Origin of the sequence: Aliarcobacter cibarius, from assembly GCF_013372265.1 — a bacterium.
GTDB lineage: Bacteria > Campylobacterota > Campylobacteria > Campylobacterales > Arcobacteraceae > Aliarcobacter > Aliarcobacter cibarius.
The window spans coordinates 842,255-858,995 of record NZ_CP054051.1; the positions used below are offsets into that span (position 1 = coordinate 842,255).

At 28.7% G+C, this 16,741-nt stretch carries 15 protein-coding genes; 4 read left to right on the plus strand and 11 right to left on the minus strand.

The window, feature by feature from the left end; genetic code table 11:
- Position 1 precedes the first annotated feature (1 nt).
- The 4 genes from lepA to ACBT_RS04170 form a co-directional block, all read right to left on the minus strand.
- Positions 2–1,789 carry a translation elongation factor 4 gene (gene lepA / locus ACBT_RS04155; RefSeq protein WP_024774863.1) on the minus strand — a complete coding sequence of 596 codons (1,788 nt, stop codon included), beginning with the start codon at positions 1,787–1,789 and terminating at the stop codon, positions 2–4.
- Positions 1,790–1,909: 120 nt separating this feature from the next.
- A complete protein-coding gene (locus ACBT_RS04160; protein ID WP_024774864.1) occupies positions 1,910–2,968 on the minus strand; it encodes an OmpA family protein in 1,059 nt (352 codons plus the stop codon).
- 130 nt (positions 2,969–3,098) lie between these two features.
- The gene (locus ACBT_RS04165; protein WP_024774865.1) at positions 3,099–4,136 is read right to left on the minus strand and encodes an OmpA family protein; all 1,038 of its coding nucleotides are present in this window, start codon (positions 4,134–4,136) and stop codon (positions 3,099–3,101) included.
- Positions 4,137–4,203: 67 nt separating this feature from the next.
- A complete protein-coding gene (locus tag ACBT_RS04170; RefSeq protein ID WP_024774866.1) occupies positions 4,204–5,136 on the minus strand; it encodes a ribose-phosphate pyrophosphokinase in 933 nt (310 codons plus the stop codon).
- Positions 5,137–5,359: 223 nt separating this feature from the next.
- Between ACBT_RS04170 and ACBT_RS04175 the strand changes: the two genes are divergently transcribed.
- Positions 5,360–6,520 carry an Opr family porin gene (locus ACBT_RS04175; RefSeq protein ID WP_024774867.1) on the plus strand — a complete coding sequence of 387 codons (1,161 nt, stop codon included), beginning with the start codon at positions 5,360–5,362 and terminating at the stop codon, positions 6,518–6,520.
- Positions 6,521–6,544: 24 nt separating this feature from the next.
- Here the strand turns inward: ACBT_RS04175 and mnmA (ACBT_RS04180) are convergent, their stop codons facing one another.
- The 4 genes from mnmA (ACBT_RS04180) to ACBT_RS04195 form a co-directional block, all read right to left on the minus strand.
- The gene (gene mnmA / locus ACBT_RS04180) at positions 6,545–7,585 is read right to left on the minus strand and encodes a tRNA 2-thiouridine(34) synthase MnmA (protein ID WP_024774868.1); all 1,041 of its coding nucleotides are present in this window, start codon (positions 7,583–7,585) and stop codon (positions 6,545–6,547) included.
- Positions 7,586–7,596: 11 nt separating this feature from the next.
- Positions 7,597–8,700 (minus strand): tRNA 2-thiouridine(34) synthase MnmA, encoded by a 1,104-nt coding sequence (gene mnmA / locus ACBT_RS04185; RefSeq protein WP_024774869.1) that lies wholly within the window; start codon positions 8,698–8,700, stop codon positions 7,597–7,599.
- 47 nt (positions 8,701–8,747) lie between these two features.
- Positions 8,748–9,233, minus strand: a complete 486-nt coding sequence (gene folK / locus ACBT_RS04190) for a 2-amino-4-hydroxy-6-hydroxymethyldihydropteridine diphosphokinase (RefSeq protein ID WP_024774870.1) — start codon at positions 9,231–9,233, stop codon at positions 8,748–8,750.
- Between the two features lie 72 nt (positions 9,234–9,305).
- Complete coding sequence (locus ACBT_RS04195; protein WP_024774871.1) at positions 9,306–10,331, minus strand: M24 family metallopeptidase; 1,026 nt, start codon at positions 10,329–10,331, stop codon at positions 9,306–9,308.
- Positions 10,332–10,408: 77 nt separating this feature from the next.
- On the opposite strand from ACBT_RS04195, the gene aroQ reads away from it, so the two are divergent.
- From aroQ to sppA, 3 genes are read left to right on the plus strand one after another with little or no spacing between them, the layout of a single operon-like run.
- Positions 10,409–10,885 carry a type II 3-dehydroquinate dehydratase gene (gene aroQ, locus ACBT_RS04200; RefSeq protein WP_024774872.1) on the plus strand — a complete coding sequence of 159 codons (477 nt, stop codon included), beginning with the start codon at positions 10,409–10,411 and terminating at the stop codon, positions 10,883–10,885.
- Positions 10,886–10,890: 5 nt separating this feature from the next.
- Entirely contained in the window at positions 10,891–12,114 is a 1,224-nt protein-coding gene (gene mqnF / locus ACBT_RS04205; RefSeq protein WP_024774873.1) for an aminofutalosine deaminase family hydrolase, read from the plus strand.
- Positions 12,107–12,994, plus strand: coding sequence for a signal peptide peptidase SppA (gene sppA, locus ACBT_RS04210; RefSeq protein ID WP_024774874.1), 888 nt, complete (start codon positions 12,107–12,109; stop codon positions 12,992–12,994). The genes mqnF and sppA overlap by 8 nt, the downstream gene beginning before the upstream one ends.
- Before the next feature lie 34 nt (positions 12,995–13,028).
- Here sppA and ACBT_RS04215 read toward each other — a convergent pair whose 3' ends face one another.
- From ACBT_RS04215 to ACBT_RS04225, 3 genes are all read right to left on the minus strand, one after another.
- A complete protein-coding gene (locus tag ACBT_RS04215) occupies positions 13,029–14,231 on the minus strand; it encodes an acetate/propionate family kinase (RefSeq protein WP_024774875.1) in 1,203 nt (400 codons plus the stop codon).
- Positions 14,232–14,259: 28 nt separating this feature from the next.
- The gene (gene pta / locus ACBT_RS04220; RefSeq protein ID WP_024774876.1) at positions 14,260–15,255 is read right to left on the minus strand and encodes a phosphate acetyltransferase; all 996 of its coding nucleotides are present in this window, start codon (positions 15,253–15,255) and stop codon (positions 14,260–14,262) included.
- Between the two features lie 250 nt (positions 15,256–15,505).
- Positions 15,506–16,696 carry an acetate/propionate family kinase gene (locus ACBT_RS04225; RefSeq protein ID WP_024774877.1) on the minus strand — a complete coding sequence of 397 codons (1,191 nt, stop codon included), beginning with the start codon at positions 16,694–16,696 and terminating at the stop codon, positions 15,506–15,508.
- Between the last annotated feature and the right edge of the window lie 45 nt (positions 16,697–16,741).

The following is a 16,741-nucleotide window of genomic DNA, read 5'->3' on the forward strand; positions in this document are numbered from 1 at the left end:
TTTAGATTTTTAGAACAGCCATAAATGCTTCTTGAGGTACATTTACCTTTCCAATAGCTTTCATTCTTTTTTTACCAGCTTTTTGTTTTTCAAGAAGCTTTCTTTTTCTTGTGATGTCTCCACCATAACATTTTGCAGTTACATTTTTTCCCATAGATTTAACTGTTTCTCTAGCAATAATTGTACTACCGATACTAGCTTGAACTGCTACTTCAAAAAGTTGTCTAGGAATTAGTTCTTTTAAAGCTTTTACAAACTCTCTACCTCGACTAACTGCTTTATCCTCAGGAACAATAATTGATAATGCATCAACAACTTCTCCTGCAACTCTAACATCAAGTTTTTTCAAATTACCTGGTCTAAATCCAACTGGTTCATAATCAAAAGAAGCATAACCTTTTGTTGTAGATTTTAATTTGTCATAGAAATCCATAACAATTTCATTCATAGGAATATCATATTCTAAAAGTACTCTTTTACCTATGTAATCCATTTTAAGCTGAACACCTCTTTTATCATTTAAAAGTTTTATTACATTTCCTAAAAATTCATCAGGAACTAGGATAGTAGCTTTTACATAAGGTTCAAATATTGTGTCAATATAATTTGGTTCAGGTAATTCTGAAGGATTTTGAATTATTATTCTTTCTCCATCCCTTTTTAAAACTTCATAAACAACAGTAGGTGCAGTTGCTATTAAATCTAAGTCAAATTCTCTCTCAAGTCTTTCTTTTATAACTTCCATGTGAAGCATTCCTAGAAAACCTGTTCTAAATCCACTTCCAAGAGCCATAGAGCTTTCTGGTTCAAAAGATATTGAAGAATCATTTAGTTTTAATTTGTTTAAAGCTTCTCTTAAATCTTCAAATTTGTCAGTTTCTATTGGATAAATTCCCGCAAAAACAAAAGGTTTTGCAGGTTCAAATCCATCAATTGGCTCTTTTGTTGGATTTTTTGCATCAGTCATTGTATCACCAACTGCAATTCCATCTAATGTTTTAAGTCCAAGAACAACTATTCCAATTTCACCTGTTTTTATTTCAGTTGTATCTTGTCGTTTTATTGGATGTGGGTACATTAAGCTTAAAACCTGATGTTCAACTTTTGTATTCATCATTTTTAAAGTTTGACCTTTTTTTATACTTCCATCATAAACTCGTACAAGAGCTAGAGCTCCTAAATAATTATCAAACCAAGAATCATAAATAAGTGCTTTAGTTGGAGCATTTTCATCCCCTACAGGTGCTGGGACTCTCTTAATAATAGATTCTATTAAATCTTTTACTCCTAAACCTGTTTTTGCACTAATCAAATTATGTTCAGTGCAATCAAGTCCAATAGCTTCTTCTACTTCAGCTAAAACTCTCATTGGATCAGCACTTGGTAAATCTATTTTATTTACAACCGGTAGAAGTTCAAGATCATTATCCATCGCAATATATACGTTTGCAATAGTTTGAGCTTCAACTCCTTGAGTAGAATCAACAATAAGTAAAGCACCTTCTGATGATGCTAATGAACGACTTACTTCATAAGAAAAATCTACGTGACCTGGAGTATCTATAAGATTTAATATATATTTTTCACCATTTAATGTATAGTTTAATCTTACACTTTGAGCTTTTATAGTAATTCCACGCTCTTTTTCTATATCCATATTGTCCATAACTTGAGAAGTCATTTCACGGTCGCTAATTGCTCCACACTCTTGAATGATTCTATCTGCAAGAGTTGATTTCCCATGGTCAATATGTGCAATAATACTAAAGTTTCTAATATTTTTTTGCAATTTTATTCCTATTAAGTTTGAGTATTTTATTTAAAAAAGTTGTAGATTATATCTAAAAAATAGTAAGTTTCTTGTTAAGATTATTTTAGTCAAGAAGGAATTTTATATTCCTTCTTATGTTTATTGGTTTATGTAACCAACAACTCTTCTATTTTCAGCTCTTCCTGCTTCAGTATCATTGTTAGCAATTGGTTGAGATTCTCCAAATCCAATAGCTTCTAAAGAATATTTATCTACACCTTTAGAAATAAGGGCATTCACAACAGAAGTAGCTCTTTTTTCAGATAATTTTTTGTTATAAGATTCACTACCTTTTGAATCTGTATGAGCTTCAATTCTTGCTTCAAAAGCTCTGTTTTGTTTCATAATATTAGCAAAATTTGTTATTATTGAATCATATTGAGATTTAACATCTGATTTATTGTAGTCAAAATTTATTTTCAAATTTATTGTTTCAACACAACCATCTTTATTTACTTTAACTCCAGGACTAGTATTTGGACATTTATCTAAATTGTTTTTTACGCCATCTCTATCATCATCATTTGACCAATCTTCTTTAATTTGTTTTTCAACAACAGGTTCAGATGAAGGAGAGTAGTTATTTACTACTGGAACTTTTGCGTTTATTGGTTCTTGAGATTTTTTTCCTAAAGGCATACCAAGACCTAAAGTATACATAAAGTCATTTTGACCTTCTCTTGTTGCATAAATATGTCTTATATCACTTTTAATTGCCATTCCATAATTTGGTATATCATATCTCAATCCAATACCATAATTTAGTAAAGCTGAATCTTTATGTTTTAAAATAGGGTTTGTAACATCTTGATAACCAGCTCCAATAAATCCATATGCTGCAAAACTATCAGTTATATCATATCTTTTTATTGCATTTAAAAGAATTTTATTAACATGTGTAGTTTTATTAGAATCCATGTATTTAAGAATATCACTTCTTATATACATCAATTCAATTTGATTAATGAATTCTGTATCAAAATTCTTTGCTAAAGAAATACCAAGATTTGCATAATGATCATTTTTTACTCCTGCTTTACTGTCAGTTAAAATTCCTGAAGCAAATGGTGTAACCTCATAACTATAAGTTTTACTAGGATCATGCGCAGCAAAAATAGATGCAGCACATATTGTAGATGCTAATAATATCTTTTTCATATATATTCCTCGTATAAAATAATTTATAAGATTATAACTTAAAATATATATAAATATTATTAAATAAATAAAAAAAGGTTTGGAAAAACTCCAAACCTTTTAAAATAATGTAAAATTATTAAAATTTAGATTATTTTACCATTACAGCTTGAACTCTTCTGTTCTCTGCTCTACCTTCTGCAGTTTGGTTAGATGCGATAGGTTTACTTTTTCCATAACCAACAGCTCTTAATCTATCTTTTTCAACACCTAAACCATTTAAAGCTTTAACAACAGATGCTGCTCTTCTTTCTGATAATTTTTGGTTGTAAGCAACACTTCCAACAGAATCTGTGTGACCTTCAATGTCAGCTTTTAATTTTTTATCAGTATTCATAACTTTTGCAAATTCATGAATTCTTGTGCTATAAATGTCTTTAATATCAGATTTATCTGTATCGAAATTAACATTTAAGTTAATTAATGTAATACATCCTACTGTATCAACTTTTGCACCTTTTGGAGTACTTGGACATTTGTCTAATCTATCTAAAACACCATCACCATCAGTATCTTTTTCTACTTCAACTGGAGCAACTGGAGCAACTGGTGCAACTGGTGCAACTGGTGCAGCAACTGGTGCAGCTTTTGTTCTTTCTCCAAATGGAACAGCAAGACCTAATGTATATAACATTGTATTATCTCCATGGTTGAAGTTAATTAAATGTCTTACATCAAATTTAAGTGCTAAGCTGTCCATTAATTGATATTTCATTCCTAAACCATAGTTACCGAATAAACCATCTTCTTGGTGATGACTTAATTCATGATCAAAAAATTCAACACCAAGACCTGCTAATGCATATAAAGAGAAGTCATTTGTTAAACCATAGTTTTTAACTAAGTTTCCAAAAACTCTTGTAATTGCAGTATCTTGACCTTTTAAAGCATTTTTTCCATCAACATCTTGAATAGTTCTTAAGAAACCTAATTCAAATTGATCAATTATAGAACCTTCTTCTTGATTGAAACCTAAAGCTAAACCAGCATTAGCATAATTTCTATCTAAATTATGGTTACCTTCACCTAAACCACCACCAATTAATGGAGTAATTTCATATTTGTAGTCACTATTTGCAGCTAGTACTAATGAAGCACAAGCTAATGTTGATAATAAAATTTTTTTCATTTTTTTCCTTTTTAGAAATATAATTACCAAAATTATATCAAGTTTTTATTAATTTTTTATTAATGTATTAACTATTAAATATAGAATTTACAGATTCATTATTATGAATTCTTCTAATAGCCTCACCAATAATAGATGAAGCCGTTAAAACTGTAACTTTTTTTGCATCTTTTTTTGTTGGTATAGTATCAGAAATTACAAGTTCATCTAATACTCCATTTGCTACTCTATCATAAGCTGGACCACTTAAAACACCATGAGTACAACATGCCATTACTGAAGTTGCACCTTTTTCTTTTAATACTTCAGCAGCTTTTACTAAAGTTCCAGCAGTATCTACCATATCATCTACTAAAATTACATCTTTACCTTTTACATCCCCAATTATATTCATAACTTGTGATTCATTAGCTTTTTCTCTTTTTTTATCAACTATTACTAAATCGTATCCTAATTTGTCAGCATATTGTCTAGCTCTAGCAACTCCACCTATATCTGGACTTGCAATAATTGGATTTTTTAAATTTTTACTTTTAATATAATTTACAAATAAAATAGAACCAAAAAGATTATCTGCAGGAATATTAAAAAATCCTTGAATTTGTGCAGCATGTAAATCTATTGTTACAATTCTATTAATTCCAGCTGCTTCTAATAAATCAGCAACTAATTTTGCGCTAATTGGAACTCTAGGAGCTGCTTTTCTATCTTGTCTAGCATATCCATAATATGGAATAACTGCATTTATAGTTTTTGCACTAGATCTTTTAAGAGCATCAATCATAATTAAAAGTTCCATTAAATTGTCATTTGTTGGAGCACATGTTGGTTGAATTATATAAACATCTTGTCCTCTTACACTTTCTGTAATTTGAACAGATATTTCACCATCACTAAATTTATTTAATGTTGCGTCAGATACACTCATTCCTAAATAATCACCAACTTTTTTTGCAAATTCAGGGTTTGCAGTTCCACTAAAGAGTTTAAAAGTAGACATAAATATTCCTCTAATTTATTGATTTTTTATTTTAGAATACTAGCCAAAAAGCACTTAATAGTTTTTTTTACAAATAGCTCTTAATAAATTACTAAGTAAAAAAAAAATAGTATTCGACTTTGCAACCAGGTTGCATTTTGTAGTTTTATTAAGAAATAACTACTTAATGAAAGTGTAATAAAATGTTTAAGTAACAACAATTTTATCAAAAAAGGAAATATAAATGAGAAAGAGAAGTTTAGTATTAAGTGCATTAATTTTAAGTCAAACTTTAGTTTTTGCAAATGAAAATCAAGAACATCACCATAAGGCTACTAATATAAGTGATGCAATAACTCAAGGAAAAATTAATGGAGGTTTAGCTTTATATGGTCAAAGTGTAGATTTGAAAAAACAAGATAATGATAATAAAAATTATGCTTATGGAAATGCTCATTTAACTTTAGGTTATGAAACAAATCCTCTTTATGGATTTAATATAGGGGCTGAATTTAAAGGAAATGTAAAACTTGGTGAAAAAAATGATGGTGATTATATCTATGGAGCACCTTTTCAAAATGAAGCACTTTTATCTCAAGGTTTCATAAATTATAGTGTTAGTGATATTGTAAACTTAAGAATAGGTAGACAAGAGGTAGATAAAGAGTGGTTAGGGGATAATCAAGAGGCTGCAATTTTAGATGTTAGTGCTTTAAAAGATACATTAATAAGTGTAGGATACTCTAGAAAAAAAGCAGAAACAGGAATTGATTTAAGTGAACATTTTTATAAACCTACAGAAAAAGGAATCTATTTTTTAGAAGTTGAAAATTCTAGTTTAGAAAATATTACATTAAAACCTTATGTTTATACAGCTCCTGAAGCAATTACATTTTATGGTTTAAAAGGAAATTTCGAAGTTGAAAATCTTGATTTAGTTTTACATTATGCAACAAGTAATGTAAGTGATAAATTTGAAGATGGTAATGTTGAAGATAATTCAATTCTTCATACAGAAGCAAGTCTTGAAATTATTGAAAATTTAAATACAAATATTGGATATATCAAAACAGATAAAAAAGGTGGTGCTGGATTAATGACAGCTTATGGAGATAATATTTCTCCTTTTGAAGATGGTTTTTATGTTTATGATATAGATGCTAGAACTTATTATGCAGGTGTTTCTTATAGTATATTAGATATCGATTTAAGTGCATTATATGGAATTACTAAATATGGTGAAGAGAATCAAAAAGAAAAAGAGTTAAATATAAGTGCTGGATATAACTTTACAGAAGAGTTAAATGCTTCTGTTATGTGGGTAAATGTTGATACTGACAAAAATGATGCTAATAATTATCCAAACTATAATAAATATTTAGCTAGTGTAGAATATAAATTTTAATTAAAAGTGGTTAACCACTTTTAATTACTTTGCACTTTGAATGAATGCACTTCCAATAACTTTATTTCCATCATAAAAAACAGCTAATTGTCCACTAGCAACTCCAAAAGCAGGTTCTTTTAGGTAAATTAGAGCTTTATCAGCTACTATTTCAACATCACAGGGAGTTGTTGTTGTTCTATATCTTAATTTAACTCCACAAGAGAATTTTTTATCATCTACAAACATATTTAGATTATCACCTAAAACTTCATTTACTTCTAGAGATTCTCTTTTTCCTACAACAATTGTGTTATCTTTTGGATTTAGTTTTGTAACAAAATGTGGAACTTGTGCACCTTTTACAGTAAAACCTTTTCTTTTTCCAATTGTATAGTGAGCATAACCTTTATGTTTTCCTACAACATTACCATTTTCATCAAGAACATCTCCCTCTTGATCAATATTTGCGTGTCTTTTTATAACATCTGTATAAACAGTTTCAACAAAACAAATCTCTTGAGATTCATTTTTTTCTGTAATCTTTTTATAAGCTACATCGAGGTTTGCCCCAAGTTTTATGATATCTTCTTTTTTGTAGTTACTTAATGGAAACATCATAAAAGGTAGAGCCTCTTTTTTTATTTGAGATAGAAAATAGCTTTGATCTTTTGTTTTGTCTTCAGCCTCATAAAAGAATTTACCATCAGTTGTTGCGTAGTGACCTGTTGCAAGAAATGATGCCCCATGCTCTTTTGCAAAATCAAGCATAGCACCAAATTTTATATTTCTATTACATTGTACACAAGGATTTGGAGTAGTTCCTTCTAGATAAGAGTTAACAAAATATTCATACACATCTTTATTAAATTTTTCTGATAAATCTAGAATATGATATTTAATACCTAAAAATTTAGCAACATCATCTATGTAGCCTAAATTTGATTCGTGATAATCATCAGTTCGATTGTGAAGTTTTAAATAAATTCCTTCAACTTCATAACCTTCTTTTTGTAGCATATAAGCTGTAACGGATGAATCAATTCCACCACTCATTCCAACCATTACTTTTTTATTTTTGCTCATCTTTTACCTTTTTATTTGTAGTAACTGATAAAGCCACCACCAAGACAATAATTACTAGAATATAAAACAAGACTTTGTCCTAGTGTTACAGCTCTTTGAGGATTATCAAATTCAACTACAACTTTTTCATTAGTTGCTTCAACTACAGTACAAGCTTGTTTTTGTTGTCTATATCTAACTTGTGCCATTAATTTATCTCCAACTTTAGGAGTTTCTTCTATTACCCAATGCATATGACTTGCTTCTACATTTTTGCTCATAAGTAAAGGATGATTTGTATCTTGAACTATCGTTAATGTATTGTTTACAACATCTTTTTTAGCAACATACCAAGGTTTGTGTGTATTGTTATCACCTTCATTTTCTTTGATACCACCAATACCAATACCTTTTCTTTGTCCTAGTGTGTAACATACTAGACCTTTATGTTTTCCTAAAATCTTTCCATTTTCGTCTAGAATGTCTCCAGGAATAGCTTTTAAATGTTGTGTAATAAATTCATCAAATTTTTGATTACCAATAAAACAAATTCCTGTACTATCTTTTTTGTCACTAACTGGTAAATTATTAATTCTTGCTATTTCTCTAACTTCTTTTTTTGTTAAATCTCCAAGTGGAAACATAGCGTGTGATAATTGTTCACTTGATAATGCATGTAAAAAATAAGTTTGGTCTTTTGAATTATCTTTTGGAGTATCTAGTACAAAATGATCTTTGTATTTTGCAATTTTCGCATAATGACCAGTTGCGATCATATCTGCGCCCATACTTTTTGCTTCATTTAAAAATACATTAAATTTTATCTCTTTGTTACATAAAATATCTGGATTTGGTGTTAGTCCTTGTTTTAAACCTTCTAAGAATACATCAAAAACTCTATCTCTGTATTCTTTAACGAAGTCTTTCCCTATTACATCTATTCCTATTAATGCACCAACTTTTTTTGCATCTTCAAATTCTATGCGGTTAGGACACTGGCTACCCTTGATTCCATACTCCCAGTTACGCATGAATAGTCCAACAACATCATAACCTTGTTGTTTTAACAATAACGCAGTAACAGATGAATCAACTCCACCTGACATTCCTACAACTATTTTTTTATTTTTGCTCATTTTTTACCTTTAAAAAGTTCTTTTTTTAGAACTGTATTTATAACAATTTATTTGTTTTTTATATATTTTAAAGGAATAATCACTGACTCTCTATTTGCCCAATTTTTGTGAGGGATAATAAGATTTTTTGTATCTATTTTCTTATTATCAAAAAATATTATATCAATATCCAAGGTTCTAGGCGCATCTTGAAAGGATCGCTTTCTTCCGAATTTTTTTTCATATCTTTGCATTGCTTTTAAAAAGCTATTTGGACAAAGATCTGTTTTAAGTAAAATTATACCATTTAAAAAATCACTTTGTTCTAAAAAACCAAATGGAGGGTTTTGTAAAAGTGGTGAACTCATAAGTAAAGTAAATCTCGCATCTTTTTTTAAACATAAGATTAATTTATCAAATATTTTTTTTGTATCTCCAATATTTCCCCCAATTCCAATAGTTACCTTATATTTTTTATTTGAAGTTATATTAAAATTTTTTGGAAAATTTGGGTAATGAAAAAGTGTTAAGTCATGTGATAATTTTTTTTTCAAATTTTTCTCTTTTTTCTATAAAAAATAATACTTATTTAATAAGTAAAGTTAATTTTTTTGATTTTTAATTTTTTAAAGGATAACTGCTTTACCATTTTGCATAAAAACTGTATCTTCAATTCTAACACCAAACTCATTTGGCAAATAAATTCCAGGTTCAATCGTAAATACCATATTGTCTTCAATAATTAAATCGTTTTTGTTATTTATATTTGGATATTCGTGAATATCAAGACCAACTCCATGACCTGTACTATGTACAAAATATTTACCAAAACCAGATTTTTCTATATAATCCCTAGCAATTTTATCAATATTGCTTGCTTTCATTCCAGTTCTTGCTTCATTTATAGCTTTTTCTTGAGCGTTTAAAACAATATCATAAATTTTTTGGTATCTCTTGTTTTTAAATTTTTGTTCTCTTGTAAAATTAAAATTTTTAAAATTTACACTACTTGTACAAGTTCTATCTGAACAATATCTTTTATATTTTATACCAGCATCTACTAAAATTAAATCATCTTTTTTTAGTTTCTTTTTAGTTGGAAGAGCATGAGGTTTTGCTGCATTTTGATTTATAGCAACTATCGGATTAAACGATACATCATATTTTGCTTTTTTTGTCATATATTTAAAAGCTTGGAAAAAAAGTTCTTTTTCACTTTTGTTTTTACCATTTTCTTGTATAAAATTTGCAAAATTATCAAAACCTTCTCTTCCAAGTATTGCAGCTTTTTTTAATAATTTTATTTCAGATTCATTTTTTATTAATCTTTTCATTTTTGAGAAATTTGGTTTTTCTTCAAAAATAGTATCCATATCTTTTCTTAGATTTGAGTATGATGCATAAGAAAAATCATTTGAGTCAAAAAATAATTTTTTTATATTATTTTTCTTTAAAATATCTTTTGTTGTTTCGATTAAATCAGAAGATTCTATTACTTCACAGTTTTTTGCATACTCTTTAGCTTCTATTGTATATCTTGCATCAGTTATAAAGAAATTTTCTTTCCCTAAACTTAAAAAAATAACATTATCACAAGAGAAATTTGTTTCATAATATATTGCATTCTCATTTTTTAATATAAAGTTTTCCATCAAAACTGCCCTTTTTTCAGATGATTTAACAAAAGTTTAATTATAATCTTACCAAAATTTATTAAAAGGAAAATAATATGAAAATAGCAGTTATCCAAGGACCAAACTTAAATATGTTAGGAATTAGAGAACAACATATTTATGGAGGAATAACATTAGAGCAAATTCATGCACAACTTCAAAATGCAGCTGATCAAAATGGAATTGAATTAGAGTTTTTTCAATCAAATTTTGAAGGTGAGATAGTTGATAGAGTTCAAGAGTGTTTAGGAACAGTTGATGGAATTATGATAAATCCAGCAGCTTATTCACATACTTCAATAGCAATTAGAGATGCAATTGCAGCTGTTAATATGCCTGTTATTGAGGTTCATATTTCAAATATTTATAGAAGAGAAGAGTTTAGACAAAAATCAGTTACTGCAGGTGCTAGTACAGGAGTAATTACAGGATTTGGTGGATTTGGTTATCACATGGGATTAATTGCATTAATGCAAATGATTGGTGAGCTAAGAGCTTTAAACGAAGCAAGAAATGCTCAATCTGCTGAATAAATAAAATGAAAATATTAAGTGCATCATATGTTTTAACATTTGATGATAATTTTAGCATCATTACTGATGGTGCTATTGTTTTTGACGAAAAAATAGTTGAAGTTGCTTCTTTAGAATATATAAAAGAAAAATATCCAAACATTGAGATAATTTATATTGAAGGTAATTCAGTATTAATGCCAGGACTTATAAACTCTCATATTCATTTAGAATTCAGTGCAAATAAAACCTCTTTAAAATATGCAAATTTTTATTCTTGGTTAAATTCTGTAATTAAAAATAGAGAAAAGCTTATAGAAAATGCCAAAACTTCTTTAATTAAGCAAGAACTCAAAAAAATTTTAAAAACAGGTACGACTACTATAGGTGCAATATCTTCTTACTCTTTTGATTTGGAAGCAGTTTTAAGTTCTCCCATAAATAAAGTATTTTTTTGTGAAGCAATAGGTTCAAAAGCTGAAATGATTGACACTTTATTTACCGACTTTAAATCTAGATTACAACAAGCTCAAGAATATAATAGTAAAAATTTTAAAGCAGGAATTGCAATTCATTCTCCATATTCAGTACACCCTTTTTTGACAAGAGAAGTTTTGAATTTAGCTAAAAATGAAAATCTTCCGGTTACTTCACATTTTATGGAGTCTGTAGAAGAAAAAGAGTGGTTAAACAAAGATGAAGGAAGTTTCTTAGAGTTTTTTAGCAATTTTTTAAATCAAACAAAAGCAACAAGTAAACCTACAGAATTTTTAAATCTTTTTAAAGGAGTTAAAAATCTATCTTTTACTCACTGTGTAGAAGCAAATGAAGAGGAAGTAGAAAAGATAAAAGAGTTGAATGCTTCCATAAATCATTGTGCTATTTCAAATAGATTTTTAAATAATTCAAGACTTAATTTAGAAAGAATTGATGATATAAATTTTAGTATAGGTACAGATGGTCTTAGTTCAAATAACTCATTAAGTATGTTTGATGAATTAAGAGCTTGTTTAAATATACATTATGAAAAAAATATTATAAAGTTTGCAAAGACTTTATTAAATGCAGCTACAAATGGTGGAAGTAGGGCATTAGGATTAAATAAAGGAAGAATTCAAAAAGATTTTGATGCTGATATAATATCTTTTTGCTTACCTGATACAATAGAAGATTTAGAGGATATTTATATGCAAATTATTTTACATACAAAATATGTTGATAAAGTTGTTATAGGAGGAGAATTTGTTTGATTTGATTAAAAAAATATTTTTTCCAATTACTGCTATATTAGATTTTATTACTAAATATTTTAAGACGATAGTTTTTTTGACAATTGTATATTTCATATTTTTTAGTGCACCAAATGAAGAAGGTATAAAAAAAGAGTATGCAAATTTACAAAAAATTGAATTAACAGGACCTATAATTGATGTTAGTAAAGTTTTGGAAAATATAGATAAAGCAAAAAAAGATGATAATATAAAAGGTGTTTTATTTGTTGTTGATAGTCCAGGAGGAGCAGTTGCACCTTCAGTTGAAATAGCTTATGCAATTAAAGAATTGACTTTGAAAAAACCTGTTGTTACATATGCAAGTGGTGTAATTGCAAGTGGAAGTTATTATGCTTCTATTTGGTCAAATAAAATTATTGCAAATCCAGGTAGCATTGTTGGTTCTATTGGAGTAATTATGCAAGGTTTTGAAGCAGGTGAATTTCTTCAAAAAATAGGACTTACAGCACAAACAGTAAAAGCTGGAAAATATAAAGAATCTGGAACAGTAGCAAGAAAATGGACTGATTTTGAAGAGAAACAACTTCAAAGTGTAATTAATGATACATATAATATGTTTGTTTCAGATGTTGCAAATGCTAGAAAATTAGATGTCAATAATCATATAAACTTTGCTGATGCAAAGATTTTCACATCACGACAAGCAAAAGAAGTGGGGCTTGTTGATGAAGTTGCAACTCTTAGTTTCGCTCAAGATAATTTAGTAGAGTTATCAAAAGTTGAAAAAGCTATCTGGAAGAAAGAAGATAAATTTGAGAAATTTATGGACAAATTAATGAGTCAAGCTATTTCAAAAATATCTATTTTATTTTCAAATCAGTTAAAAGCAGAACTTTAAAAGGTGAATCTCACCTTTTAAAATTGATTTATGTTTATCTACCAGTTCCTGATACAATATTGTATGTATCATTTGCAATAACATACTCTTCTTGAGTAGGAATAACAAAGATTCTAGCAGTAGAACCATTTGTAGAAATATCTCTTGCAGCACTTGATCTTCTATCATTTTTTACAGGATCTATTACAAGTCCCATAGAATCTAGACCAGCACAAACTTTTTCTCTAATAAGTGCAGCATTTTCTCCAATTCCACCTGTAAAACAAAGAGCATCAATACCATCTAACGCAGCAACATAAGAACCAACATATTTTTTAATAATATATGCAACCATATCAACAGCTAATCTACATCTGTCATCACCATTTTGCATACCTTCTAAAACTTCTCTTAAGTCTGAAGATTTACCAGATACTCCTAAGATTCCAGATTTTTTATTCATAATATCTAAAGCTTGATCAATTGTAAGATTTTCTTTAGCCATCATGTATTGTAAAGCACCAGCACCAACATCTCCAGATCTTGTTCCCATCATTAAACCTTGAATAGGAGTTAATCCCATAGATGTATCAATACATTTTCCATTTAATACAGCACTAACTGAAGAACCATTTCCTAAGTGGCAAACAACAATTCTAGTATTTTGTTTTTTCTCTAACATAGCTCTTGCTTCATTTGAAACGAAATAGTGGCTTGTTCCATGGAAACCATATTTTCTAATTCCATGTTTAGTATACATTTCATATGGAAGAGCATACATATAAGCATAATCTGGCATTGTTTGGTGGAATGCTGTATCAAATACTCCAACATTTGGTTTACCTGGCATTAATTCTTGACAAATTTCTATTCCCAAGATGTTTGCAGGATTATGTAAAGGAGCTAGAGGAGATAATCTTTTCATAGTTTCAATTACATCAGGAGTGATTAAAACTGAACTTGCAAACTCTTCTCCGCCATGAACTGTTCTGTGACCTATCGCTTCAATATCATTAATTGAATCAATAACTTTTCCTTCACCAGCTGTTAATGTAGATAATACAGCACTAATAGCTTCTTTATGTGTAGGCATTGGAACATTAATTACAAGTTTTTTACCATCACCATACTCATGTTTTAAAACACCATCTATTCCAATTCTTTCACAAATTCCTGAAGCAAAAACTTTTTTAATAACTGGGTTCATTAATTGATATTTTAGAGATGAACTTCCTGCATTTAATACGAAAACTAACATATTACTTTACCTTTTATTTTAGATTTAATTATTTGATTTGTGTTGCAGTAATTGCAACTAAATTTGATATATCTTCTACTGAACAACCTCTTGATAGGTCATTTACAGGTTTATTTAAACCTTGAATAATTGGACCGTGAGCTTCAGCATTTGCGAATCTTTGTACAAGTTTATAACCAATGTTTCCAGCTTGTAAATCAGGGAATACTAAAATATTAGCTTTTCCTGCAACTTTAGAACCAGGTGCTTTTTTAACTCCAATTGATTCAACAATAGCAGCATCAGCTTGAAGTTCTCCATCAAATTCGAAATTTACATTTCTTTCAGTTAGAATTTTACAAGCAGTTGTAACTTTATCAACTAATGGATGAGACGCACTACCTTTTGTAGAGAAAGATAGCAATGCAACTCTTGGTTCAAGACCAACAACACTTGCAGCAGTTGCAGCAGTTGCACTTGCAATATCAGCTAATTGTTCTGCATTTGGTTCAGGATTTACAGCACAGTCTGCAAATAGAATTAAACCATTATCTCCAAATTTTTTATCAGCTGTTTCCATAACAAAAGCAGAAGATACAGTATTTATTCCAGGAGCTGTTTTAACAACTTGAATAGCTGCTCTTAAAACATCAGCAGTCGGAGAGTTAGAACCAGCAACTAGACCATCAGCATCTCCAAGCCTAACCATCATACAACCAAAAAATCTTGGTTCATTTAACATTAAACTTGTTGCTTCTTCTCTTGAAAGATTTTTACTTTTTCTAAGTTCAACTAACTCATTAATGTATTTATCTATATTAGCAAATTTCTTAGGGTCTACAATAGTTGCACCTTCAATTTTTGCTCCACATTTTTGAGCATCTGCTTTTATAGTTTCTTCATTTCCAATAAGAACAACTTTAGCAGTTTTGTCATTTAAAACTTGTTCGCAAGCCTTAAGAACTCTCTCATCTTCAGATTCTGGAAGAACGATTGTTCTTAAGTTTTCTTTAGCTTTAGCTTTTATACTATCAATTAAACCCATTTTGGTAAATTTTCCTTTCTAAAATTAAACTTTTCGATAAGGATTATAATTGAGAACAGTAGCAACAAAATAGCAAAAAAATCTGTTAATTTGTTTATAAATAATTTTATTTGTAGTTATTTTATTAAAAAGCAGAGTTTATAAGATTTATTAAATTATTAATAGTAAAAATTAAAGGTATTAGACATTATGTACAAAAATTATACATAATGTCCAATTTTTAAAAAATTTATTTTTTGTAACAGTTTCCTTATTTTCTCACAAGTTTATCTGTATCCATGGCAATAACTAACTCTTCATTTGTTGGAATTACAAATATTTTAGTTTTAGAATTCTTAGAATTGATTTCTCTATTACCTTTTTCTCTTTTAGAATTTTTTTCAACGTCTAACTCAATTCCCATAAATTCAAGACCTTCACAAACTTTTTCTCTGATTAAATCTGAATTTTCACCAATTCCGGCTGTAAAACAAATAGCGTCAACACCATGCATTAAACCAGCATATGAACATAAATATTTTTTAATTCTATCGCACAGCATAGTAATTGCCACTTTAGATCTTTTATCTCCATCATTAGCAGCTTTTATAACTTCTCTTAAATCTGAACTAACTCCAGAGATACCTAAAATACCAGACTTTTTATTTAAATAGTCAAGAATTTGATTAGGAGTTAATCCTTTTTTCTCCATTAAATAAGGAATAACACCAGCATCAATATCTCCACTTCTTGTACCCATGATTAATCCTTCAAGAGGAGTTAATCCCATAGAAGTACTAATAGATTTACCATCTCTAACCGCACATACAGATGATCCATTTCCAAGGTGACATACTATTATTTTGCTATCTTTTTTGTTTAAAAGTTTTATAGCTTCATTAGAAACATAATAATGACTAGTTCCATGGAATCCATATTTTCTTAAGTGGTGCTCTGTATAATCTGCGTAAGGAACAGCATATAAGAAATTTTCAATAGGCATTGTTTGATGGAATGCTGTATCGAAAGTTACAACATTTGGAACTTTTGGCATTAGTTCTTTACATATTTTTACACCCATTATATTCGCAGGATTATGTAAAGGTGCAAGAGGTATTAGATCTTCAATTTTTCTAATAACTTCATTATCTACTAATACAGACTCTTTAAAATACTCTCCACCGTGAACAACTCTGTGACCAATAGCTTGTATTTCATCAATAGAGTTTATAACTTTTGTTTCATCATTTGTAAGAATTCTAAGAACTAATTCTATCGCCTCTTTGTGTGTAGGAATAGGAAGTTCATAAGTAAGTTTTTTATTCTCACCAATTTCATGTTTTAAAATTCCATCTATCCCAATTCTTTCAACTAAACCACTAGCTTTTAAATCTTTTGATTTTGTGTCTATTAATTGATATTTAAGTGAAGATGAACCAGCATTTAAAACGAAAACTAACATTTAAATCCTTTAGCTTAATTTAATATTAAAAAATATAATTAATTT